Origin of the sequence: Corallococcus sp. EGB (genome assembly GCF_019968905.1) — a bacterium.
Classification (GTDB): Bacteria; Myxococcota; Myxococcia; order Myxococcales; family Myxococcaceae; genus Corallococcus.
Genome location: NZ_CP079946.1, coordinates 5,622,202 through 5,645,316, shown reverse-complemented (window position 1 = coordinate 5,645,316; position 23,115 = coordinate 5,622,202). Strand labels below are relative to the sequence as shown.

Below are 23,115 nucleotides of genomic sequence, written 5' to 3'. Positions count from 1 at the left end.
ACACGGGTTGGGAGCCGCCCTGGGACAGGGCGGCTCTCCTGCCCGGAAGGCATGCGGCCTACAGCTTCTTGTACAAGAAGTCCTTGTAGGTGCCGTAGCCGGGCAGGTCGTCGCCAATGGAGCCGTCCAGCTTCGCCCGGACGGTGAGGGTGCCGTCCTTCAGCTCCAGCGTGTAGCCCGGCGCCTCCTGGTGAACGAGGTGGACCCGCTGGAGCCCCTCCCGCACGGCCTGCTTTCCAATGGCATCGCCGCAGACGCGCCTCATGTCGTCGATGAGCCGGTCGAAGATGCCATGGGACAGCCATTGGATGGCGGCCACCGTGGTGAAGCTCTCCTCGTCGAGCGTGACCTGGAGGTCCGCCCCGCGCGCGGCCTCCTTCAGCTCCGCCAGCTTCGCTGGGAGGGTGTCCTGTTTGAACGCGGCCAGTTCCTGACGTTCGGCGAGCCCCATGGTGTCGTGCTCCGATTCCTTCGCGGGCAGCCGTGCCCGGAGTCGTGGGAAACGTCGTGGACCGACTGCCCATGTGTCAACGGCCGCACTCGCGTTTCAGTCATGGGTGCCGACGTGCAGGTCGCCGTGGCGGGCACAGACCCAGTGGAAGGCGCACGAGCACGGCTCCGCGCGGGCATGCGTGCAGCAGCGGCCCCCGAAGTCCTCCGGCAGGGCGTCGCGCTCGGGAGGGGGCGGGTCCGGCAGCTCCCGCAGCTCGCCCCCGTCGAACACCTCTCTGGCGGTGCCACGGCGCTCACAACCTCCACAGGCGTCCAACATGGGCGGCCTCCTCGCTTGGTTGTGCCGAAGGTAGAGGAGGGGTCCGACATCACGGGTCGTGCAGCCCGCGTCTGGCGCCCCGGGCGGAGGGAAGCGACGGTCAGGTGACGCTCGCGTCACGCACCTTCCACGGGTGGACGGGAGCGGGGACGCCCGGAGGTTCGTGATCCCTTGCCGCGTTGGCCGGGCATTCGCATGGAACAGGGGCACACGTAGTTCCGGTCTTTCGTGGAGGACGCAGTCATGCGCAGACACCGCCGCATCATCGGAGTGTTCGGCTCCGGCAGGGCGACACACGAGGAGTGGGTCGTTCCCCTGGCGCGGTGGATCGCCGAGGCCGGCTTCGACCTGCTCACCGGCGCGGGCGGCGGCGTCATGAGCGCCGCGGCGGGGGCCTTCGTGCAGGTGGAGGGACGGCGGGGGGCGGCCATCGGCATCATCCCCGGCACCGTGGGGGCGGACGGCCGCTACCAGCCCCGGCCCGGCTACCCGAACACGGACATCGAGATCCCCATCTACACGCACCTGCCGCTCAGCGGGGAGCAGGGCACGGACCCCATGAGCCGCAACCACATCAACGTGCTGACGCCGCACGCGCTGGTGGCGCTGCCCGGAGGGGCCGGCACCGTCGCGGAGGCCGTCCTGGCGCTGCGCTATGGCAAGCCGCTCATCCTGCACGGGCCACCGGAGGTGTTCCGGCGCTTCCCGGCCGAGGCCGAGCGCACCACCTCCCTGGAGCGGGTGGCCGAGTTCCTCCTCGCCGCCACGCGCTAGGCGGCGGGCGGGCTGGAGGCGCGGGTGGGGAGGGGGGAAGGCACCCCACGGGGTCGGAAAAGATTCTAGGATGGACGGCGTGGGGTTGGGCCGCGCCCGGCGGGGAGCACACCCGGCCCCAGCCACGTCCGCCATCATGATCAACCCCGACTATCCGCTGGCCAGCTGGTTCCTCGCGGTCTCCACCTCGGTCTTCCTGGTCGTCTACGCGCTGCCGCTGATGTTCATGCCGCTGCGCTGGGCGCGGTGGTTCGGGTGGGAGCTGCCCACGGGCAACAATGACCTGACGGTCTACTTCGCGCGCTGCCTGGGCGGCCTGGCGCTGTCCGTCATCATCGCGGTGGTGCAGTTCATCCCGGACCCCAAGAGCCACCTGGTCATCTTCGAGCTCATCGGCCTCATTGGCGGCATCATGACGGCGGTGCACATCTGGGGCGCGGTGATGAAGCAGCAGCCCTGGCTGGAGACGGCGGAGATCCCCCTCTACGGCGTCATGTGCCTGGGCGCCCTCTACCTGCGCTACGCCAACCTGGCCTGAGCGGAAAGCCCCCGAGGATGTCCTCCCCGCAGCCCATCGATCCCGCCGTCGCGATGCTGGCGCCCTACATGCCGGCGGCCATCCTCGCGCGGCTCCAGCGCCACGAGGCGGACGCGCTGCCTCGGACCGAAGGCGTGCGGGGCGCCATCCTGCTCCTGGACATCGCGGGCTTCACGCCCATCGTGGTGGGGCTGAGCGGCGCGGGGCCACGCGGCATCGACGCGCTCCAGCGCCTGCTGACGAACTACTACACGGAGATGATCGACGTGGTCCGAGACCACGGCGGGGACATCTACCAGTTCGCCGGCGACTCCATCCTCGCGTGCTTCGAGGCCGAGCCCGAGGAGGCGGACGCGGACGTGGTGCAGCGCGCGGCGGTGTGCGCGCTGCACGTGCAGCGCAGGCTCGCGCGCTTCGCCCGGCTGGAGCTGTTGGGGCAGCGCTTCGGCGTGTCGTCGCGCATCGGCATCGGGTTCGGTGAGGCCACGCGCATCGTGATGGGCGCCACCGGCCTGTGGATGCACCCGGCGCTCGTGGGCGAGCCGCTGGCGCAGGCGGTGGCCGCGGAGAAGCAGGCCGCCGTGTCGGAGGTCGTGCTGAGCCCCCGCGCCTGGGCGGCCCTGCCGGAGGCCGTGCGCAGGGGCGAGCCCCGCGAGGGCGGCAACCACCGGCTGGCGGCGGACGCGCGGCTGGAGTCGGTGAGGCGCCCGCTGCCCGCGCCCACGGGCGGAGCGGAGTTGGTGGGCCGGTGCGCGCTGCTCCTGCACCCGGTGCTCTTCACGAAGATCACCACCGCGCACCAGGAGTTCGCGGGCGACTTCCGCGACGTCACCTGCTTCTTCGTGCGCTTCACGCACGCGCGGGCGGACGCGGATCCGGACGCCTTCACCCGCGACCTCAACGCCTATTACGAATACGTCCAGCGCGAGAGCGCCCACCACGGCGGCGTGCTGCTGATGACGGACTTCACGGACAAGGGCAACGTGCTCTACGTCCTCTTCGGCGCGCCCACCGCCCAGCAGAACAAGGAGGTGCTGGCGTGCCGGCTGGCCTGCAAGCTGCTCAAGGCCCGCGAGCAGTTCCCCTTCCTGGATGAGCTGCAGATCGGCATCGCCACCGGCCACGCCTACTGCGGGGACATGGGCTCGCCCACGCGCAAGGGGTACTCGGCGCTGGGCGAGGTGGTGAACATCGCCGCGCGCCTGATGACGCACGGCGGACGCCAGGGCGGCGTGCACCTGTGCTCCCACACCCAGGCGAGATCACAGCAGGGCGGCTTCGCCACCGAGTTCGTGGAGGACGCGAAGCTGAAGGGCGTCTCGCGCTCGGTGCCGGTGTACCGGCTCTCGGGCGAGACGCGCCGCAGCCTCTTCATCAAGGGCCGGGGTGACATCATCGGCCGTGGCCGCGAGCTCGACATGCTGCGCGAGTCGCTCGACGCGGCCTTCGCGGGCCAGGGCCGCGTGTGCATGGTGTCCGGAGAGGCGGGCATCGGCAAGTCGCGCCTGGGCGCGCGCGTGCTGGAGGACGCGGAGGAGGGCGGCGCGCGGGCGCTGTACGGCGTCTGCTACTCCTACGAGGCCTTCACCCCGTTCTTCCCCTGGAAGGAGGTGCTCCTCCAGGCGTTCGGGCTGCTCGACTCGGATGACACCGAGGCGCAGCTGACGCGCCTGCGCCAGGGGCTGGACGGGCTGGAGGACGTGGGGCCGGAGTGGATCCCCGTGGTCGCGGGCATCCTCGGCATGTCCCTGGAGGAGACGTCCACCACGGCGCGGATGGACGCGCGGCGCAGGCAGCAGAAGGTGTTCCAGATCGTCTTCCAGCTGCTGGAGAAGCTCAGCCGCTCGCAGCCGGTGCTGCTCTTCTTCGAGGACCTGCACTGGGCGGACTACATCTCCCTGGACCTGCTGCAGTACGTGGCGGGGCGCGTGGGCTCGCACCGCATCATGGTGCTGGCGACGATGCGCCCGGGAGAGCAGCTCAAGGGCCTGCGCGAGCTGCCGGAGTTCCGTCCGGTGGACCTGGTGAGCCTGGACGACGCGGACACGCGGGCGCTCTTGCGCGTGCACCTGCGCCTGTCGCCGCCGGACGTGGCGCTGGAGGACCGGCTGCTCGCGAAGGTGCAGGGCAACCCGTTCTTCATCGAATCCATCGTGGAGGGGCTGGCGGAGCAGGGCTACCTGGGGCCGGTGGAGCCCGGCGCCTCGCGGATGGAGCTGAAGCGGGGCCTGCAGGACCTCCTCCTCCCGGACTCCATCCAGGACGTGGTGCTGTCGCGCATCGACCTGCTCAGCGAGACGGAGAAGCTGGTGGTGAAGGTGGCGTCCGTCATCGGGCGCATCTTCACGCTGGATGGCGTGGCGGCGCTGGTGCCCACCCTGGGCCACCGCGTCCTGCGCGAGGCCATGGACACGCTCCAGCGCCTGGGCCTCATCCTCCTGGAGACGGAGGAGCCGTACACCTGCCTCTTCAAGCACATCGTCATCCGCGACGTGGCCTACAACACGCTGCTGGTGTCGGCGCGCGAGGACCTGCACCGCCGGCTCGCGCGCTACCTGGAGGTCCGCGCCAGCGACAACCTCGCGGGCTCCGCGGGGCTGCTCGCGTTCCACTTCCTCGCGGGCAACGTGGAGGACAAGGGCCTGGAGTACACGCTGATGGCGGCCCGCAGCGCGCGGGCGCAGTACGCGAACGATGACGCGCTCTACCACTACAACCGCGGCCTGGAGCTCCTGGGCACCGTCGTCCCGGTGGACCCGGAGGTGACGCTGCTGCAGACGCGCCGGGTGATGCAGGAGCTGGCGGAGACGCTGCTGCAGGCGGGCCACTACGCCAACGCCATCCTGATGTTCGAGCAGTGCCTGGTGGACGAGGAGGAGGTCCAGCGCCAGGCGGAGCTGCACCTGGGGCTGGGCCGCGCGCACCAGGAGAAGGGCGAGTCCGCGCTCGCCACGCAGCACCTGGAGAAGTCGCTGGTGCTGCGGGGGCGCAGCCTTCCGGGGAGCCTGCCCGCGCTGGGGCTGCGCACGCTGGCGAACCTGCTGCTGCGGGGGCTCGCGTCGCTGCTGCCGTTCATCCTGCGGCCGCTGCCGGCGGCGCGGCTGGGCAACTACCTGCAGCAGCTGTCCACGCTCAACTCGCTCATCCGCATCTACTACTTCGCGGACATCACCAAGCTCACCTGGGCGACGCTGGTGTCCACCAACATGGCGGAGCGCTCGCGCAACGACTACGCCATCAGCCTGGCGCGCGGCTACTACGGCACGCTGCTGTTCGGCGCGGGCCTGCTCAAGCGCGCGCGCTACCACTGTGAGAAGGCGCTGGAGTACGCGCGGCGCTCCAAGGACCCGGTGGCGGAGGGGCTCGCGCTCAGCCGCCTGGGCATCCAGGCCTTCTTCGCCAACGAGCTGCAGCGCGCGCGGGAGTTCCAGGAGGAGGCCGTCTCCACGCTGCGCCAGGTGGGCGAGCGCTGGGAGCGCCAGACGTCCCTGATGATGCAGGCCACGGGCGAGTTCCTCCACTCGCGCTTCCGCGCCGCCGTCGCGCTCTACGAGCAGATGGGCGCCATTGGCGAGGAGCTCAACGCGCTGATGCACCAGGGCTGGGCGCACTCGTGGGCGCCCATGTGCCGCTACCTGCTGGGCGAAGGGGACGTGGGCGAACTGTGCGCGGAGCTGGAGCAGGGCCTGCGCATCAGCGTGGAGGTGGCGGACCTGGCCAACCAGTGCGCCAGCCTCAACCACCTGGCCAACGTCACGGTGCGCGAGCACCAGGTGGAGGAGGCGGCGCTCGTCGCGGTGCGCTGCTTCAAGAGCATCTGGAGCTACCAGGTGATGGTGCCCTTCCTCCAGGTGGGGCTGGTGGACGCGGCGGAGGCGGCCCTCTTCGCGCTGGAGGAGGGCGCCACGGTGGTGCCGCGCAGGAAGCTGTCGAGGATCGTCCGGCTGTCCTGCATCAAGGCGCGCCTCATCGCCCGGCTCTACCCGTACCTGAAGGGCCCGGCGCTGCGCGTGACGGCGCGCTCGCTGGCGCTGCGCAAGGGGCCGAAGGCCGCGGAGCCGGTGTTCCTGGAGGCCATCGCCGTCCTGGAGAGGAGCCCCAACCGCTGGGAGACGGGCGTGGCCTACTTCGACGCGGCGGTGGCCCTGCCGCACCGGCGCGAGGCCTTCCTCGCCCGTGCGCGCGCCATCTTCACGGAGGTGGAGGCCCGCGCGGAGCTGCGGCGCATGGACCGCTTCGAGTCCACCCTGCGGGCCCCACCCAGCCCGGCGTTCGCGCCGCCCCCGGCCCGTGACGCGCGCGTGATGTGACGCGGGGCGCGCCGGGCGCATTCCTTGTCCCGTCAGGCGGGCCCCCTAGACTGCGGGCCTCATCCTCGACGCAGCATCGAGCACATGAACACCGCGCCGCTCCGCTTCCAGCTCAGTCCCGTCATCGTCGGTTACATGGTCGTGGTCCACGGGCTGGCCGCGCTCGCGTTCTTCCTGCCCTGGCCGCCGTACGCGCTGCCGGTGGCGCTGGCCGTGTACGTGTCCATTGGCCTGGGCACGACGGTGGGGCTGCACCGGCTGCTGTGCCACCGCGCCTTCGCGTGCCCCCGCTGGGTGGAGTACGCGCTGGTCACGGTGGCCATGCTCACCGCCCAGGGCAGCCCGCTGCTGTGGGCCGCCAACCACCGGCTGCACCACGCGAATGCGGACGCGGAAGGGGACGTGCACTCGCCGGTGCACGGCTTCTGGTACGCGCACATGGGGTGGATCCTCAACGAGGCCTCCACGGAGGAGGACGGCTGGCGCACCTGGTGCCGCGACATGGCCCATGATCGCTACTACCACTGGCTCCTGCGCTACCGCATCGCGCCGCAGGTGCTGGCGGTGCTCTTCGTGGGGCTGACGTTCGGCTGGCGCGCGGTGCCCGCGTACTTCTTCCTCCCGGTGGTGTGCTGGATGCAGAGCACCTACGCGGTGAACTCCGTGTGCCACGCGGCGTTCGGTCAGCGCGCCCACGACACGCGCGACCACAGCCGCAACGTGTGGTGGGTGAGCGTGCTCGCATTGGGCGAGGGCTGGCACAACAACCACCACGCCTTCCCCGCGTCCGCGCGGCACGGGTGGGTGTGGTGGCAGTGGGACCCGGGCTGGCTCTTCATCCGCGCGCTCCAGGTCCTGGGGCTGGCGTGGGACGTGCGCCTGCCATCCCGGCTCAGGTCAGGACCTGCGGCGTGAGCCCCAGCGCGGGCATCCGCTCCGCGTCCCAGGCTTCAAGGGCATCCAACCCGGCGATGTAGCGGCGCGCCGGGTTCTTCACCGGGTTGCGGATGCTGACGATTTCGGGCCCGGAGAAGAGGATGGTCGTCTTGTAGCGGGGCAGGTCGCTCATCATCAGCTTGGACGCGTAGTGCCGGGCGATGTTGGGCAGGCTCCCCAGCGTGCGGCACAGCCGCTGGAAGTGCTCCACCACCTCGGATGCGTGCAGGTTCTTGGGCCGGTGGCACAGCGTGTAGCCGTCGTAGTCGCGGCTGGTGGTGCCGGGCAGCAGCCGGTCCTCCGCCTTCAGCTCGCGGAAGAAGGGCGTCTCCGGGTAGGGGCACACGATGCCCAGGAACGTGACGGAGAAGTACTTCAGGTCCGCCAGGTAGTCCGGCAGCCGGTGCAGGTATTCGTTGGTGTCGCCGTCCGAGCCGACGATGAGCCCGAAGGACAGGAGGATGCCGGCGGAGAAGACGCGGCGGATGACGGCGTCCACCTCCGACAGCTTGTTCTGCCCCTTGTTCATCGCCTTGAGCGAGTCCGGGTTGAGCGACTCCAGGCCGGTGTAGACGTAGCGGCAGCCCGCCTTCGCCATCAGCTTCACCAGCGACTCGTCCTTCAGCACGTTGAAGGTGAGGGCGCAGCCCCAGGTCTTCTTCAGGGGGATCAACGCTTCGCACAGCGCGCGCAGGTACTTGGGAGAACCGCCCAGGTTGTTGTCCAGGAAGACGAACGCGTCTCCCATCAGCCCCAGGAAGTTCGGGTTCCAGCGCATGCGCGTCTGGATTTCATCGATGACCTCCGGGATGGGCCGGAAGCGGTAGCGCTCGTGGCCGGTGAGCACGCAGAAGTTGCACGTGAAGGGGCAGCCGCGCGACGCCTCGATGCCCGGCAGGCGCACCTTGTTGTGCGTGAAGTCGATGAGCTCGTAGCGGTACGGCTTGATGGCCGCGGCGCCCTGCGAGGGAAGGCTGTAGCGGGGCTTGAGCTCCCCCTTCTCGAAGTCCGCGATGAGCGCGGGCACGTTGGACTCCGGCTCCCCGGTGATGACCGCGTCGAAGTACTTCGCCGCGTCATCGGGGAAGTGGCTCGCGTGCCGGCCGCCCGCCACCGTCGTCATGCCGCGCTGACGGAAGAGGGTGGAGAGCACCTTGGTGTGCTCGTAATACGAGTGCAGGTACGAGAAGAAGACCAGGTCCCAGTGCCGGTCCAGCGGGAGGTCCGCCTCCTTCTCGTTGAAGATCTCCACCTCCGCGTGCTCCGGACACAGGCCCGCGATGAGCTCCGGCACGGAGGACTGCATGATGGAGGGTTCCTTGATCCGCAGGCGGGTCGGATGGGTGTACGTGGCGATGATGGCGATGCGCATGCGTGCGGGCCCGGAAACGGCGCGGATGAAAGGCCATGCGCGCGCATTCTTGTTTTCACCTGCCGGGCCGCGTCCCCCTTCGTCCGCCGAGGATCACCCGGAGTCCGGGCGGTGGCAAAGGATCTCCGTCGCGCGCGCCGCACCCCGCGTGCTTCCGGTGTCAGCGGACGACCTGGGGGGACCTATCTCGTGTGGGGGGCCTGCTGATAGATCTTTGAAACATGGATACCTCTCCTCCGCCAGCCACCCCGGGTTGGCCGTTTAAACGTTACTTCTGGATTTCCATCGTGTTCGCGGTGGCGCTGGGCGCGTTGGCGTTGCGCTCGGGTTTCATGCCGGATGACTTCATCTGGCTGGGTGTCTGGGACCACATTCCGCCGCCCGCGCCGCTGGGCAACACGCCGCTGGACGTCTACCGCACCGCCACCGGCATCCCGGAGCACACGCTGAAGCTGGCGCACGTGGGCGTCTTCCCGTGGTGGGTGGAGCCCACGGTCCGCGTCTCGTTCTTCCGGCCCCTGGGCAGCCTGCTCTACGGACTGGATCACCTGCTCTACAACCGCGTCGCGGTGGCCTATCAGCTCCACTCGGTGCTCTGGTACGTGGGGCTGGTGGCGCTGGCGGGCGTGCTGCTCAAGCGCGTGCTGCCCACGGCGGTGGCGGGCGTGGCGATGTTCCTCTTCGCCATCTGGGGCTCGCACGCGGCGGTGCTGGGCTGGCTGTCCTACCGCAGCGTGGTGATGTCGTTGATGTTCGGCGTCCTCGGCCTCTTCTTCCACATCCAGTGGCGGGAGCAGGGGCGCAGGAACGCGCTGGTGGGGGCGCTCGTGTCCTTCGCGCTCGCGCTCCTGTGCGGCGAGACCATGGTCATCCTCAGCCCGTACGTGCTGGCCTACGAGTTCTTCTCCGGGCCGGGGGCGGCGAAGGACAAGCTCAGGGGGCTCCTCCCCTTTGGCGTGCTGATGGCCATCTACTTCGTGGCCTACCGGGCCATGGGCTACGGCGCGGGCGGCTCGGACATGTACCTGGACGCCCTGGGGACGCCCGTGGCGTGGTTCCAGGCGATGCTCGGGCGCGTCCCGGCCGCCATCGCGGGCCTGACGCTGAACGCGCCTCCGGACTTCATCTTCGACCAGTCCCTGGTGCCCCTGTTCACCCTCCTGGGCGCGGTGGGCCTGACGCTGTTCGCGCTGCTCGTGTGGGGCGTGTGGCCCCGGCTGGAGGCCTCGGAGCGGCGCACGGTGGGGTGGATGCTGACGGGCGCGTTCGTGTCCACGTGGCTGTCCAACTCCGCCTTCGCGGGCTCGCGCACGCTCATCGTGCCCAGCCTGGGCATGGCGGCGGCCCTGGCCGTGGTGCTGCGCCACGCGTGGACGGGCCGGGCGCTCAAGCCCCGCGCGGGCGCGGTGCTGGCCGGCGCGGCGGTGATGGCGGTCATCCACGTCGTGGGCTCGCCCTACATCTGGTGGCAGACCATGGACCAGTACTCCCAGGCGGACGCGCTCATGGGGCGCGTGGAGGCGCGCTACAAGGAGGCCTTTGACCAGGAGAAGCTGCCCAACCAGCGCGTGGTGGTGCTCAACGCCCCCAACGGCATCATCGGCATCTACGGCTCGGTGCGGTGGTGGTCCTCGGGCCTGACGCTGCCGAAGGCCTGGTGGGTGCTGTCCTATTCGCTCCACGAGCAGAAGGTGACGCGCACCGGCCCCAACTCGCTGGAGCTGGCGCTCACCAAGGGCGGCCACTTCCTGGACTCCGTGGAGGAGCGCATCCACCGCGCCGCGCGCCACCCGGTGCACCAGGGCGATACCTTCGACATGCAGGGCATGGTGGTGAAGATTGAAGAGGCGGACGCGCAGGGCCCCACGCGCATCTCCTACACCTTCGACGTGCCGCTGGAGGACCCGTCGCTGAAGCTGGTCCAGTGGCAGAACAAGAAGGTGGTGCCCTGGGTGCCGCCGGCGGTGGGCGGGCCGTCCACGGCGCTCAACGTCCGGGCCGTGCAGTAGTCGGGGAGCAGGTGGCGCGGGGGGCCTGTCCCCCGCGCCAGGACCCCCAGGGCTTCTTCAGCCCACCAGCCGCACCACGGCCAGCGTGAGTCCGTAGACGATGACGGACACCAGCGCGGCGGCGGGGATGGTGAACACCCACGCCCAGATGATGCGGCCGGCGGTGCCCCACTTCACGGCGCGCCAGCCGCGCGTGGAGCCCACGCCGACGATGGCGCCGGTGATGGTGTGCGTGGTGGAGACGGGGATGCCCAGCTCCGCCAGCGCGATGATGGTGACGCCGCCGCCCGTCTCCGCGCAGAAGCCGCCAATGGGCGCCAGCTTCGTGAGGCTGTGGCCCATGGTGCGGATGATACGCCAGCCGCCGAAGAAGGTGCCCAGTCCAATCGCGGCGTGGCAGGAGATGATCATCCACCAGTCGATGTGGAACGGCCGGTCGCGCCAGATGGTGCCGAAGAGCACCACCGCGATGATGCCCATGACCTTCTGCGCGTCGTTGGTGCCGTGGCTGAAGGAGAAGATGGCGGACGACACCAGCTGCAGCCGGCGGAACCAGGTGTCCACGCGCAGCGGCGTCTGTTTGCGCACCGCCCAGGTGGTGGCCAGCATCATCCCGATGCCCAGCGTCATGCCGATGAGCGGCGACAGCACGATGAAGGCCGCGATGCGCGCGATGCCGCTCCCCACCAGCCCCTGGAAGCCCAGGACGGGCAGGGTGGCGCCAATCATCCCGCCCGCCAGCGCGTGCGACGACGACGAGGGCAGCCCCCACCACCAGGTGAGCAGGTTCCAGGCGATGGCGCCCATCAGCGACGAGAAGACGACCATCAGCACCGCGGTGGGGCCGGCCGCGCGGAGCATGTCGAAGTTGATGATGCCCTTGCCCATGGTGTTGGCCACGTGCACGCCGCCCGCGAAGGCCGCCACGAAGTTGAAGAACGCGGCCCACGCCACCGCCAGGTTCGGCGACAGCACGCGCGTGGACACCACCGTCGCGATGGAGTTCGCCGCGTCGTGGAAGCCGTTGATGAAATCGAAGACGAGCGCGACGACGACAATGAGGACGACCGCTGCGAGCAGCATTCAGGAGTGCTCCAGCACGACGCCTTCGATGACGTTGGCCACGCCCTGGCACTTGTCCGTGGCCGTCTCGATGAGATCGTAGATCTCCTTCCACTTGATGATGGTCAGGGTATCCACGCCGCTCTTGAACAGCCGGCCCATGCCCGCGCGCAGGACCTCATCCGCCTGGGTCTCCAGGTGCTTGATCTCCTTGCAGCCCGCGAGGATCTGCTCCGGCTTCTTGATCAGCCGCAGCGCCGCCACGACCTCCTGCACCTTCTGCGTGGACAGCACCAGGAGCCGCGCCAGCTCCGTCGCGTCCGCCCGGCTGGAGTCGATTTCGTAATACAGCAGGCGCGCCGCCGCCGCGTTGGTCAGGTCCAGCACGTCGTCGATGCGCGACAAGAGCGTGTGGATCTGCGTCCGGTCGAACGGGGTGATGAACTGCTGGTGGAGCCGGTTGAAGGCCGTGTGGGTGACTTCGTCGCCCCGGTGCTCCACGTCCTTGAGGGCCTGGACGCGCGCGGGCACGTCGCGGAAGTCGCTCAGGAGCTCGTGCAGGAGCTTGGCTCCCTCGACGGTCTTGGAGCACTGCGCGTCGAAGTCGTCGAAGAACTCGTCCGACTTCGGCATCAGCTTTTCGAGCATGGAATCTCCCTCGGCGCCTGGAGGGACAGGCGCGGTGCGCCGCGGGAGGCCATTGGGCCAGGGTGTGACACTCCCGTGACGCGGGAGTGACTACCCTACCTGGAGAGATTCGCCAGTGTTCCGTACGAAAACGTACGGATTCCGGGGAGTTGCGTTTGACGCAGGCGGCCGCTCAGACGACGCGGTTGCGCAGCTCCTCGAAGAAGCCCACCCACAGCTGCCACATCTCCTCGGCGCCGCGGGTGATGGTGGCCAGCTCCTCGTCCGAGTACCGCAGGCCCACCGTGTGGCCGGCGGTCTCCACGTGGTCCGGCTCCTGCTTCACGTGGATGTCCACCCAGGGCAGGGCCTTGAGGCCCGTGGTGCGGCGCACCAGCTTGCCCAGCTTGGCCACCATGGTGAGGTCCGCGACCTCGGTGCCGTAGAGGAAGCCCAGGCCGGTGAGGTGGTTGTCCGTGGCGCGCTGATAGCCGTCAATGAGCCGGCGCGTCGCGGGCGTCATGTCCGCCTCCGACACGCCCGCCTTCGTGAAGCCCGCGTCCGTCATCGTCTGGATGAAGAAGCGCTCGTGCGCGCGCGCCGGGTCTCCCTCGCCCACCTCCTGGTTGAGGATGTGCGTCACCGCCGTCTTCATCTCCATCTGCGGGCAGACGGCGATGAGCTTGCTCAGGAAGTTGGGGAAGTAGTGCAGGGGGTGCCACCACTGCCCCAGCACCATCTCCGCCTGTTCGCGGCTGAAGGCCTTCTCATCCACGACCTCGAAGAACCGGTGCTTGATCAGCTGCTCACGGTGGGGATTCTTCGCCAGTGCCGCCTCGATGGTCTGGTTCCGCATCGCTGCCTCCAGGTGGGTCCAAAAGGGCTGGGTCGGCGTTTATCACAATGCAGGACTGGCATTCTTGGAATTGTGGAAATACAAGTTCAACGTGACTACGTTGTTTACCGCCAGTGTGGAACGTGCAGGCGGGCGAGGGCGGGCTGTTCGGGGTGGGGGGAGGCGGCCTACAGTTGGAAAAGCGGCATTTTGGCCCTGGCTCCCCTTGTCTCGGAAGGCGCATGACCCTGTTCCGGCACCCTGAAGATCGCATCCCGGTCCTGATGTTCCTTGGCGTGTTCGCGCTCGATGTGACGGTGTTCCTCATGGCCCGGAGCTGGTGGGTGCCGGTGCTGTGGTTCGGGCTGGGCATCATCCCCAAGGGATGGATCTGCTCGTGGAACCACCACCACCAGCACCTGTCCTTCTTCAAGCACACGCTGCCCAACCGCCTGTTGGAGATCGTCTTCGGTTTCCAGACGGGCGTGACGTCGCAGGCGTGGTTCCTCCACCACGTGCTGGGCCACCACAAGAACTACCTGGACCAGACGCAGGACGAGTCGCGCTGGAAGCGGGATGACGGCTCGACGATGGGGGAGGTGGAGTACTCGCTGGGCACGGCGCTGACGGCGTATCCGCGCGCGTTCCAGGTGGGGAGGAAGCACCACCCCAAGGCGCTGCGCACGTTCGTGGGGATGGCCGCGCTCCAGCTGGTGCTGCTGGCGGGCCTGTTCTGGGTGAACCCCTACAACGCGCTGTTCGTGTTCCTCCTGCCCATGATGGCGTCGCTCTACGTGACGACCTGGGCGACGTACTTCCACCACGTGGGCCTGGAGACGGCCAACCACTCGGAGGCCTCGTACAACATCCTCCACAAGGGCTACAACCTGATGACGGGCAACCTGGGCTACCACACCGCGCATCACACGCGGCACGGGCTGCACTGGTCCAAGCTGCCGGAGCTGCACGCGCAGCTCGCGCGCGACATCCCCGCGAACCTCTACCGGCAGCCCGGCATCCCGTTCGTCTGGCGCGGTTCCGAGGAGAAGCTCGTGCTGAGCGAGCACGAGGTCGCCGCGCTCTCCGGTGGGCCCGTGGACGGCGGCGGAGAGAAGCTGGCCGCCTGAGCGTCCAACCTCTCCAGGAAGCTCCCGCCGGAAGTGCAGCATCCGGCGGGCGGCACCGCGCTACCGGGTCTGCGTCTCCGCCGTCCGGTTCGCCGCGATGCCGATGACGTTGACGAGCAGGTCCTTCACGCGGCGCGGCTTGTTGCCGCCGTTGTCCTCGATGATCTTCTCGATGTCGTCATCCTGCCGGTGGTACTCGGGGATGAGGTCGCCGCCGCCCTCGGGGTTGGACAGGCCCTCGAAGAGGAAGAGCACGTCCTCGCCCTTCCTCCCGAAGGACGCACCGTCCTGCCGGTCGCGGTAGACGTTGATGTCGCGGTTGATGCGGTCGAACGGATCCGCCAGCTGCTGGTTCGCCTGGTCCACCACGTCGCGGAAGTAGTTGGGCTGGCCCTTGGTGTTGGTGTCCACCACGGACAGGCGCTGATCATCCCAGCGGCCCACCATGTCCGTGTTGATGACGCCCGCGATGTTCTTCAGCTCCAGCCCGGGGATGGGGTGGTCCACGAAGTACTGCGAGCCCACCAGGCCCTTCTCCTCGGCGCCCGTCCAGAGGAAGAGCACGGAGCGGTCCAGCTTGCCGTTCTTCGCGGCCTCCGCCAGCTCCGGCACCGCCGCCATCAGCACCGCGCTGCCGGACGCGTTGTCGTCCGCGCCGTTGTACGCGTTGCCCTTGCGGTCCACGCCCACGTGGTCCAGGTGGGCCATCACCACGATGACCTCGTCCTTGTGCGGGCCCGTGCCTGGCAGCAGCGCCATCGTGTTCACCGCCTGGCCCGTGGCGGTGGCCACCTGCTTCAGCTCCTCCACGCTGCGCTGCTTGCCCGCGCGCGCCGGCGCCGCGGACTGGCCCGCAGCCTTCATCGTCTGCTCGTACTGCTGGTTGAGCAGCTTCAGCGTGTCCTTGGGCATCTTCTCGTCCAGGTAGAAGCCCTCCTGGAACGTCTTGTGGCCGAACTGCTTGTGCCCGGCGTGGCCATGGGCCGCGCCCGCCGCCTCGCCCGCCTTCTCCGCGCCCAGCCAGGAGTAGACCTTGAATTTCTGCTGGAAGGGGTTCTCCGGGTTGGTGGAGTTGGGCCCCACGAGCCCGTACTTCTCGACGTGGGCCTGCACGTAGGCGGAAGCGGCGTCCAGGCCCGCGGAGGGGCTGTCACGCCCCTGCATCGCGTCCGAGGACAGGTACTCGATGTGCGTCATCGGATCCGCGTCCGCCGACACGGGCGGCTCGGTGGGCGTCTCCGGGGGCACCGGCGTCGTCGGCGCGGGCGTCGGCGTGGAGGGCGCGGGCAGCGACAGCACTGGCGGCGGGGCGGGCAGCTGGGGCAGCTGACCCGGGGCGGGACGCGTGCTGGAGGACTCGAAGCCGTCCTTGAACGCGAGGGGGCGGTTCCGGGTCTTCGCCTCCGGCGCCCGGGCGTCCTGCGAGGACAGCCGCGAGAGGGAGGTCAGGGGACGCGTGCTGTCGTTGATCTTCGAGGCCATGGTGGGCAATCCGGGGGGAGAAACCGCGCTCCCCTCATTATCCACCCGACCCGGCCGGGAGTTGTGCGCCGCGGCGAAGTTCCTCCCGCGAGTGCGGGGCCCTGACGCTCCGGGTGAGACCAACCCTGCTACAAATCACATGTTTCATGTGACATCCGGCGCTACTTCGTTTTCTCAAACAATGCAGGGCCAGAGTGAAAGCAGACGGGCTCCGGGTCTTGGCTCGCGGGGTGCAGAGGAGTGGCGCGCAGTCCACTCCCACCATGAGGTAGTGCATGCATCTGAAGAGGACGGGTCTCCTGCTGGCTTCCATGCTGCTGAGCATCACGGGCTGCGCTGGCGGTGACGACAGCCAGGCCACGGGTTCGCTGGGCGCGCAGGAGTCCGCGGCGTCCCAGTGCGTGACGAAGTTCGACGGCATCTCCAGCTGCGCGCTGGGCCAGGCGCGGCTCGATGCCGTGGCGGACGGTCTGGCGGTGTCCAAGCTCCTGACCCCGAAAGACGGCGTCTCCAGCAACTTCAAGCAGGCCGTGAAGTGGGAACAGCGCGTGGCGATGAGCCTGGGCGACAAGGGCGGCTACCAGCTGTCCGCGCGCGACGGCGATCAGGTCGTCAGCACGTTGCAGGTGAGGCCGGGGCGTGAGGCGAACACGGTCACCATGGCGCCCACGTTCACGGGCTCGCCGGGCGGCTCTGCGTTCCGGATGAACGTCTACCGGGGCGGCGTGCTCCAGGGCTCCACCCAGCAGCCCGCAGGGTTCGTGATCACCTTCGGCAGCTGGCGGGACTTCCTCCGCTGGGCGGAGATGCACCACTTCTTCCTGAGCGACTTCGACATCCTCTCGCTGACCACCGGCTCCACGGCGACGAACGTGGGCGCGTGCGTGTGGCGCGTGAACGCGGAGAAGAACACCTTCACCGTGGACATCGACGGCAAGACCGTCACGGGGGACACGGTGGAGTTCGTCGAGACCATCGCGGATGGCGCGTACCCGTACCGCCACTTCACCGGCATCGACACGAACGCCGTTGCCAGCCAGTACACCATCCGCTCGGAGTCCATCACCGAGCCCACGACCGCGGGCAAGTAGCGGGCAAGGTTGTTTCACGCGCCGGACGGGAGCCGCGCTCCCGTCCGGCGTTGCCGCTAGCGTCGTCCGGAGACGGAGGACGTGGGCGTCGCCACGTTGCGGCCGCTGCCACCCACGCCCGCGGCGGGGCTCAGCGTGGGCGTGCGCGAGGCCTCCAGCGGCGCCCTGCGGGCCGGCGCGAAGGAGGCGGGGACCTCGTTCGCGTAGAGCAGCTTGTAGGCGCTGTAGCTGCTGAGCACGCGCTTCACGTAGTCGCGCGTCTCGTCGAAGGCGATGTGCTCCACCCACTCGTCCAGCTCCGCGTCCGGCAGGGCCTTGCGCCAGCGCTCCACCGCCGCCGGGCCCGCGTTGTAGGCGGCCACCGCGTAGGCGGGGTTGCCGTCGAAGTGCTTGAGCAGCGAGCCCAGGTACGCCGCGCCCAGCCGGATGTTCTGCGCGGGCTGCAGGAGCGACGACACCTCGAACGACGCCATCTTGAGCGAGTCCGCCACCTGCCGCGCCGTCTGGGGCATGAGCTGCGCGAGCCCCAGCGCGCCGGTGGAGGAGCGCGCGCTCGGGTTGAAGCGGCTCTCCTCGCGGATGAGGCCCTGCAAGAGGTCGGGGTCCACGCGCGCGGCGCGCGAGTAGCTCTGGATGAGCGGCCGGAACGCGAGGGGCCACGTCGCCTCCCACACCGGGCGGGACGCGGCGCTGAGCGGCCCCGCGGCCTCCTGGCGCAGCGTCACGCGGGCCACCTGCCGCGTGGCCCGGCCCCGGCCGGTGCGGCGCATGGTCTGGTAGAGCAGCCGCGCGGGCGCCTCCGCCAGGCCGCGCGTGTCCACCGCGAGCAGCTCCTCCACCACGCCGGGCTGCCCCAGGCGCAACAGCTCCACGCCCGCCGCGAAGCGCGGATCCTTCTGGAGCGGCCCGGGCGGCAGGGGCCAGACCTCGTCGTTGGCCGGCGCGGCGGCGTTCAACGTCTTCGCGGCGGCGGGCCGCGCGGCGGTCTCCGTCAGCCGCGCCAGCCGCTCCGGTGCGTGCTGCGCCAGGCGCGTCCGGGACAGCAGCCCGTACCAGGCCGTGGGGCGCTCGGTGGCGATGAGCTCGTAGCGCGCGAGCGCCGCGTCCAACGCGCCGCCGTTCTCCTGCACGCGCGCCTGCCAGTAGCGCGCGCGCCAGAGGGCGTCGTCGGTGCGCGCGGCCTCCGGAAGCTGCTCCACCGCCATCAGCGACGCCAGGCCCGGCTGCGTCTCGGCCTTGCGCAGGTGCAGCCAGAAGGCGCGGAAGAGGGCCTCGGCGGCGAAGTTGCCGGCGGGGTAGCGCTTCGCCAGCGCCTCGTAGTTCTGGAGCGCCTCGTCCGCGCGGCCCAGGCGCTGCTGCGTCCAGGCCTCGAAGAAGAGCGCGTCGTCCGCGTAGCCGTGGTCCGGGTAGTCGCGCGCCAGCGTGGCGTAGGTCTCCACCGCCTCCTCGGGCTGCACCACCGACTGCGAATAGGCGAGCAGGTACAGCGCCTGCGGCCGCTGCTCGGGCGACTGGCACTCGCGCGCCACCGGCTCCAGCACCTGGATGGCGCGGCGGTGCTGGCGCTCCTTGCGCAGGGCTCGGCCCAGGGTGAGCTGGGCGCGGCAGGCCAGCTCATCCGGAAGCTCCGTGCGGGGGCCGGAGCGGGCCAGCATGTTCATGGCCGCGACGTTCTGGTGCAGCTCCACCAGCGCCTCCGCGCGACGCACGCGCCACTTCATGGGAAGGGGCAGGTCGCGCAGCAGGGTGCGCGCGCGCTCCGCCTCGCGGGACAGGGGCGCGGTGGCCCAGACCTCCAGCAGTGCGCGGTGCTCCGCGTTGTATTGCCCCGCGGCGCGCGCCAGGTCGCAGTACGCGAGCAGCGCCTTCATCCGCAGCGGGTCCGGGCCGCGCGCCTGCCGGTGGTCGATGAACTCCTGGAGCGCGGTCAGCGCCTCGGGGATCTTCAGCTGGCGCTTGAGCACCTGCGCCATGGTGAAGCGCGCCTCCGGATAGAGCGGTGAGCTGGGGCTCACCTGGCCATACTGCTCCGCCGCGCGCAGCGGCTTGTGCAGCCGCTCATGCGCCTGCGCGGCCTTCATCAGGCAGTGGTCACGCAAGGGGACGTAGTCCTCCGCGAGCGCGGTGAACTCCTCGGCGGCGGTGGTGAAGTCGCGCGCCAGGAACGCGCTCTGCGCCTGGAGGAAGCGGCCGGGGAGGGAGGGGGGAGACTCCGTCGCGAGCAGCGCCCGCGCGGACTTGTACCGGCCCCGGTCGAACTCCGCCTTCGCCTTCGCCAGCAGTCCTTCCGCGAAGTAGGGCGTCAGCCGCTCCGGCCCGAAGGCCTCCGCCGTCACCTCGTCCTCCGAGGGCTGCGCCGTGGGCGTGTCGAGCAGGGACTCCAGCTTCTCCTCCGACATCACATCGCCGGAGTCGTCCTCGTCGGGCACCTGGGCCCACGCGGCGCCCGGTGCCCACAGGCCCGCGCACGCGAGCAAGACCGCCGCCGTTCCTCGAAGTCCGTCCATGCCACCCCTCGTTCGTCCGCCAGCGACCCCGATGGATTGGCACTGCCACTCCGCTTGGAACCTGCCCGCCTGTCCCCTTGTCAGGCCTGCGTTGCCTTCTGTGCATCCGGCCCCCGGCACACACCAGGAGCCCTGCAAGAAAGCCAACGGCACGGTGGCCGCGCGGGTGGCGTCTGGGGTGCTACATACCCAGGGGTGTTCGCCTGCTGTCAGGGCGTGGCGAGCCGCACCCCCGAGGTCGCTCGGCATGCGGGGCGCTACCTCGTACGTCGGCTCGTACCGCGCGGGCTCCCAGCCCGAAGGACAGCTCCTCCTCCCGCTTGAAGTCGATGCGGACGCGAACGCGCCGGACTGATGCTGCTTCAGCGTATCAATGAATTCACGGCAGGTGCGGCTCGCGTCTGCCTTTGGGGCGCATGGCGCCGTGACGCGATGTTGACAATCCGCTCCAGCCACGGGGCGGAGGCTGCATGTATCAGGTGATACATGAGGGCAACCAATGTGATTCATTGGGTCCTCTTGCGGCCCCTGGGCCTGTAGCTTTACCGTGCGCCTGCTCCCTCCCCCGGAGACCCATGGCCGCCCCGATTTCCCCGTCGTCGAGTGTCGCGGTTGAAGTGAAACCCCCTCTGGCCCGCGTCTGGTGGCTCGCCCTCAGGCCCAAGACGCTGACCGCCTCCATCGCCCCCACGCTGCTGGGTTGGGCCTTCGCCCACGCGGAAGGGCACTGGCAGCCGGTGCCGGCGCTCACGTTCCTGGTGGGCTTCGTGCTCATGCAGATCGTCAGCAACCTGGTGAATGACTACGCGGACTTCGAACGGGGCGCGGACACGGAGGCGCGCCTGGGCCCCGCGCGCGTCACGCAGAAGGGCTGGCTCACCGCGCGCGAGGTGGCCACGGCCGCGGCGCTGGCGTTCACCGGCTCCTCGCTCGCGCTGCTGCTCCTGACCCAGGTGGATGGGTGGCCGGTGTTCCTGGGCGGCGCCTTCTGCCTGGGCGGCGCGGTCTTCTACTCCGCGGGCCCCGTCCCCCTGGGCTACCTGGGCCTGGGGGACGTGCTGGTGTTGATCATCTTCGGCCTGTTGGGGGTGAGCGGCAGCTACGGGGTGCTCACCCATCACGTCACGCCGGCGGTGCTGCTGGCGGGGCTGTCCATGGGGCTGTTCTCCGCCGGCATCCTCGCGGTGAACAACCTGCGCGACCGCAAGACGGACGTCGTCGCCGGCAAGCGCACGCTCGTGGTCCGCTTCGGCCAGCGCTTCGGCCAGTGGGAGTACACGGTGGCCGTGGCGGGCGCGTTCGCGCTCCCGGTGCTCGTCTGGGCGGTGACGCCGGAGCACCCCAAGGCCTGGCTCCTCACGCTGGCGGCCCTGCCACTCGCGGTGAGGCAGATCCGCGCCATCTGGCGCGAGGATGGCGGCGCGCTCAACCCCCACCTGGGGAAGACCGCGGCGCTGGGGCTCGTCTTCGCGCTGCTCCTGTCCGCCGGCCTCAGCCTCTAGTCCGACGCCCTGAGTCACGCGACCACTCCGCGCGATTTCCCCGGTGTGATCTGCTGTCCACGAATTGCGCGGACTCTCATAATGTGGTCAGTTCGAACCGATGAGGTGTTCTCCTCCCAACCCTTCCCGGACCTCACCCTCTCCGCGTGGCGGAAGGGTGGCGGCGTCGGGAACGGTGGGTCGTGTGGGCCCGCGCGTGTGGACACCTGCTCCCCTTCCTTCCCCTGACTGCCTCCGGCCTCGTCTTCCATGAACCGCTCAATCCTGCTGAAGAGCGCGTGGTGCGCCCTGCTGGTGCCCCTGCTGTCCTGCAACCTCCTCAAGGTCACTGACGACGAGGGATCCACGACGGGCCGCGGCGCCAAGCGGTTCGACCCGTACCAGGGCCTCAACTCCGGCGCGATCCGACTGAGTCTCCAGTACATCAACGGCTGCGCCTTCCTGCCCAACGGGCAGATGGTGGCGAAGAACGGCGTGCCCGTCCCGTACCCGGACGTGTGCGTCACGCCGCTCGCGCAGAACCCGCTGACGCTGTCGCCCCCCCAGGGGACGATGCAGATCCTGTCGGATACGCAGTACTTCCTGAACCAGTTCTCCGTGACGGAGAGCGTGGTCAACCAGCACACCAACCCCACCGACCTGACGCCGGCGCTCAACTGGATCAAGACCCAGACGGTGTTCGCCGGCCTGGACTGGACCAACGTCAACCAGGGGCCGGACGAGTGGAGCTTCTACAGCCTCGCGGGCGCGGTGGAGGACTGCTGGACGCGTGAGGTGCAGTTCGGCAACGCGAACTGGCAGAAGGTGAAGGACGACACCATCACCGTGGAGGTGCTGGACGAGACGGGCGCCCCGCGCGCGAGCCAGACGTACCTGCGCTCGGAGTTGCTGGCCTCCTCGCCCTACGCCGGCCACAGCCGCTTCGCCTGGCGGTCGGAGAACCTGAAGGCGCCGCGCTTCCCCGGCGACAAGGACCCCGGCACCGTCACGGGCATCACGGGCGGCCTGGATCAGAGCCCCACCACCCGCACCATCGCGCGCGTGGACTGGGTGGGCAGCACCAACCCGTTCAAGGTGCTGCGCATCCCGCGCCTGTCGGGCCCCGGCGCGCTCCGGGCCACCTGGAGCCAGCTGCCGGACAAGCCGTTCTACTTCCCGGTGACGTACGTCATCCCGGATGAGCGCCCGTCCACGTGCACCGACGACGCGGGCAACCCGGTGCAGTGCAGCCCGGGCCTGGACTCGCGGCTGGTCTTCTCTCCTCCGAAGGAGGGCAGCTTCTACAAGCCCGGCGAGGACGTGAGCGTCTACATCGACCTGCGCGACAGCTCCGGGGCGCACCTGCACTCCCCGGACCTGTTGCCCAGCGCGCGGGACATCATCGGTGGCCAGTCCAACGGCCTGCTGACCTTCGTCCCCGGCGTCATCTCCATCACGGCGGAGAACGACACCATCTCCAACGTGGCCATCGCGGGGCCGCTGCAGGACCTGAAGGTGCTGGGCAACCCGAGCGACACGCCGCAGTTCTTCGCCAAGCCGTTCCCGTTCCCCGTCTACGATGACGCCACGCTCACGGGCCTGACGCCGGGCCTCATCGACTACAGGTGGCCCACGCGCCAGACGTTCACGCTGCCGGCGAACGCGAAGCCGGGCACCTACGTGGCGCTGGTGAAGTTCAACCGCGGGGCCATGGGCGAGCGCATCGCGAAGCTGAACCCCTTCTTCTTCCAGGTGGGCCAGGACGAGCCGACGACGTACCCGGGCAACGTGGGCAACTGCCAGCTGTGCCACCGCGGCGTGCTGTCGCTGGACAACCTGCGCCACGGCCTGTCGGTGGACCACATCGAGAGCTGCAAGGTCTGCCACCACTACGACACGGACACCGTGGGCCGCACGCAGGAGATGGTGCACCGCATCCACATGAATTCGCCCAGCTACCCGGCGAACCGCGCGGACTGCAGCGTGTGCCACCTGACGCGCAAGAGCACGGAGCGCCCCAGCCTGGCGCTGTGCGGCTCGTGCCACATCTCGCAGCACGGTGACGAGTTCTTCCAGATCGCCTTCAGCCAGCGCGGCACGCCCAGCAAGTTCGGAACCTGCGCGCAGACGTGCCACGGCGGCGATCAGCTCCCCTCCCGCCACATCCTCCCCGCGAAGTAGGGGACGCAACC

17 protein-coding genes are annotated in these 23,115 nt (G+C 69.6%); 9 read left to right on the top strand and 8 right to left on the bottom strand.

The window, feature by feature from the left end:
- Nucleotides 1-58 precede the first annotated feature (58 nt).
- Both KYK13_RS23150 and KYK13_RS23145 read right to left on the bottom strand, forming a co-directional pair.
- Complete coding sequence (locus tag KYK13_RS23150; protein ID WP_223633347.1) at nt 59-451, bottom strand: hypothetical protein; 393 nt, start codon at nt 449-451, stop codon at nt 59-61.
- Nucleotides 452-547: 96 nt separating this feature from the next.
- Nucleotides 548-772 (bottom strand): hypothetical protein, encoded by a 225-nt coding sequence (locus KYK13_RS23145; protein WP_223633345.1) that lies wholly within the window; start codon nt 770-772, stop codon nt 548-550.
- Nucleotides 773-1,015: 243 nt separating this feature from the next.
- On the opposite strand from KYK13_RS23145, the gene KYK13_RS23140 reads away from it, so the two are divergent.
- The 4 genes from KYK13_RS23140 (at nt 1,016) to KYK13_RS23125 (ending at nt 7,309) form a co-directional block, all read left to right on the top strand.
- Nucleotides 1,016-1,546: a molybdenum cofactor carrier protein gene (locus KYK13_RS23140; protein WP_223633344.1), complete on the top strand. Its 531-nt coding sequence runs from the start codon at nt 1,016-1,018 to the stop codon at nt 1,544-1,546.
- 136 nt (nt 1,547-1,682) lie between these two features.
- Complete coding sequence (locus KYK13_RS23135; RefSeq protein WP_223633342.1) at nt 1,683-2,084, top strand: hypothetical protein; 402 nt, start codon at nt 1,683-1,685, stop codon at nt 2,082-2,084.
- A gap of 17 nt (nt 2,085-2,101) precedes the next feature.
- Entirely contained in the window at nt 2,102-6,394 is a 4,293-nt protein-coding gene (locus KYK13_RS39085; protein WP_304504052.1) for an AAA family ATPase, read from the top strand.
- Nucleotides 6,395-6,478: 84 nt separating this feature from the next.
- Entirely contained in the window at nt 6,479-7,309 is an 831-nt protein-coding gene (locus KYK13_RS23125; protein ID WP_223633340.1) for an acyl-CoA desaturase, read from the top strand.
- Here the strand turns inward: KYK13_RS23125 and KYK13_RS23120 are convergent.
- Entirely contained in the window at nt 7,287-8,702 is a 1,416-nt protein-coding gene (locus KYK13_RS23120; protein ID WP_223633338.1) for a radical SAM protein, read from the bottom strand. The two genes, KYK13_RS23125 and KYK13_RS23120, sit on opposite strands and share 23 nt — an antisense overlap.
- 221 nt (nt 8,703-8,923) lie before the next feature.
- Between KYK13_RS23120 and KYK13_RS23115 the strand changes: the two genes are divergently transcribed.
- Nucleotides 8,924-10,711, top strand: a complete 1,788-nt coding sequence (locus tag KYK13_RS23115; RefSeq protein WP_223633336.1) for a hypothetical protein — start codon at nt 8,924-8,926, stop codon at nt 10,709-10,711.
- A 57-nt stretch (nt 10,712-10,768) separates the two neighbouring features.
- On the opposite strand, the gene KYK13_RS23110 is transcribed toward KYK13_RS23115, so the two are convergent.
- The 3 genes from KYK13_RS23110 to KYK13_RS23100 form a co-directional block, all read right to left on the bottom strand.
- Nucleotides 10,769-11,794, bottom strand: coding sequence for an inorganic phosphate transporter (locus KYK13_RS23110; RefSeq protein WP_223633333.1), 1,026 nt, complete (start codon nt 11,792-11,794; stop codon nt 10,769-10,771).
- Complete coding sequence (locus KYK13_RS23105) at nt 11,795-12,421, bottom strand: DUF47 domain-containing protein (protein WP_223633330.1); 627 nt, start codon at nt 12,419-12,421, stop codon at nt 11,795-11,797. It abuts the gene before it with no gap.
- A gap of 172 nt (nt 12,422-12,593) precedes the next feature.
- Complete coding sequence (locus tag KYK13_RS23100) at nt 12,594-13,256, bottom strand: TenA family transcriptional regulator (protein WP_223633327.1); 663 nt, start codon at nt 13,254-13,256, stop codon at nt 12,594-12,596.
- 221 nt (nt 13,257-13,477) lie between these two features.
- Between KYK13_RS23100 and KYK13_RS23095 the strand changes: the two genes are divergently transcribed.
- Nucleotides 13,478-14,362, top strand: coding sequence for a fatty acid desaturase (locus KYK13_RS23095; RefSeq protein WP_223633324.1), 885 nt, complete (start codon nt 13,478-13,480; stop codon nt 14,360-14,362).
- 60 nt (nt 14,363-14,422) lie between these two features.
- Here KYK13_RS23095 and KYK13_RS23090 read toward each other — a convergent pair whose 3' ends face one another.
- Nucleotides 14,423-15,844: a M28 family metallopeptidase gene (locus tag KYK13_RS23090; protein WP_223633316.1), complete on the bottom strand. Its 1,422-nt coding sequence runs from the start codon at nt 15,842-15,844 to the stop codon at nt 14,423-14,425.
- Between the two features lie 275 nt (nt 15,845-16,119).
- On the opposite strand from KYK13_RS23090, the gene KYK13_RS23085 reads away from it, so the two are divergent.
- The gene (locus KYK13_RS23085; protein WP_223633313.1) at nt 16,120-16,935 is read left to right on the top strand and encodes a hypothetical protein; all 816 of its coding nucleotides are present in this window, start codon (nt 16,120-16,122) and stop codon (nt 16,933-16,935) included.
- A 56-nt stretch (nt 16,936-16,991) separates the two neighbouring features.
- Here KYK13_RS23085 and KYK13_RS23080 read toward each other — a convergent pair whose 3' ends face one another.
- The gene (locus tag KYK13_RS23080; protein WP_223633310.1) at nt 16,992-19,442 is read right to left on the bottom strand and encodes a transglycosylase SLT domain-containing protein; all 2,451 of its coding nucleotides are present in this window, start codon (nt 19,440-19,442) and stop codon (nt 16,992-16,994) included.
- Between the two features lie 617 nt (nt 19,443-20,059).
- Here KYK13_RS23080 and menA point away from each other — a divergent pair.
- Entirely contained in the window at nt 20,060-20,944 is an 885-nt protein-coding gene (gene menA / locus KYK13_RS23075) for a 1,4-dihydroxy-2-naphthoate octaprenyltransferase (protein ID WP_223633307.1), read from the top strand.
- Between the two features lie 249 nt (nt 20,945-21,193).
- The gene (locus KYK13_RS23070; protein WP_223633284.1) at nt 21,194-23,104 is read left to right on the top strand and encodes a hypothetical protein; all 1,911 of its coding nucleotides are present in this window, start codon (nt 21,194-21,196) and stop codon (nt 23,102-23,104) included.
- The last annotated feature ends 11 nt before the right edge of the window (nt 23,105-23,115 follow it).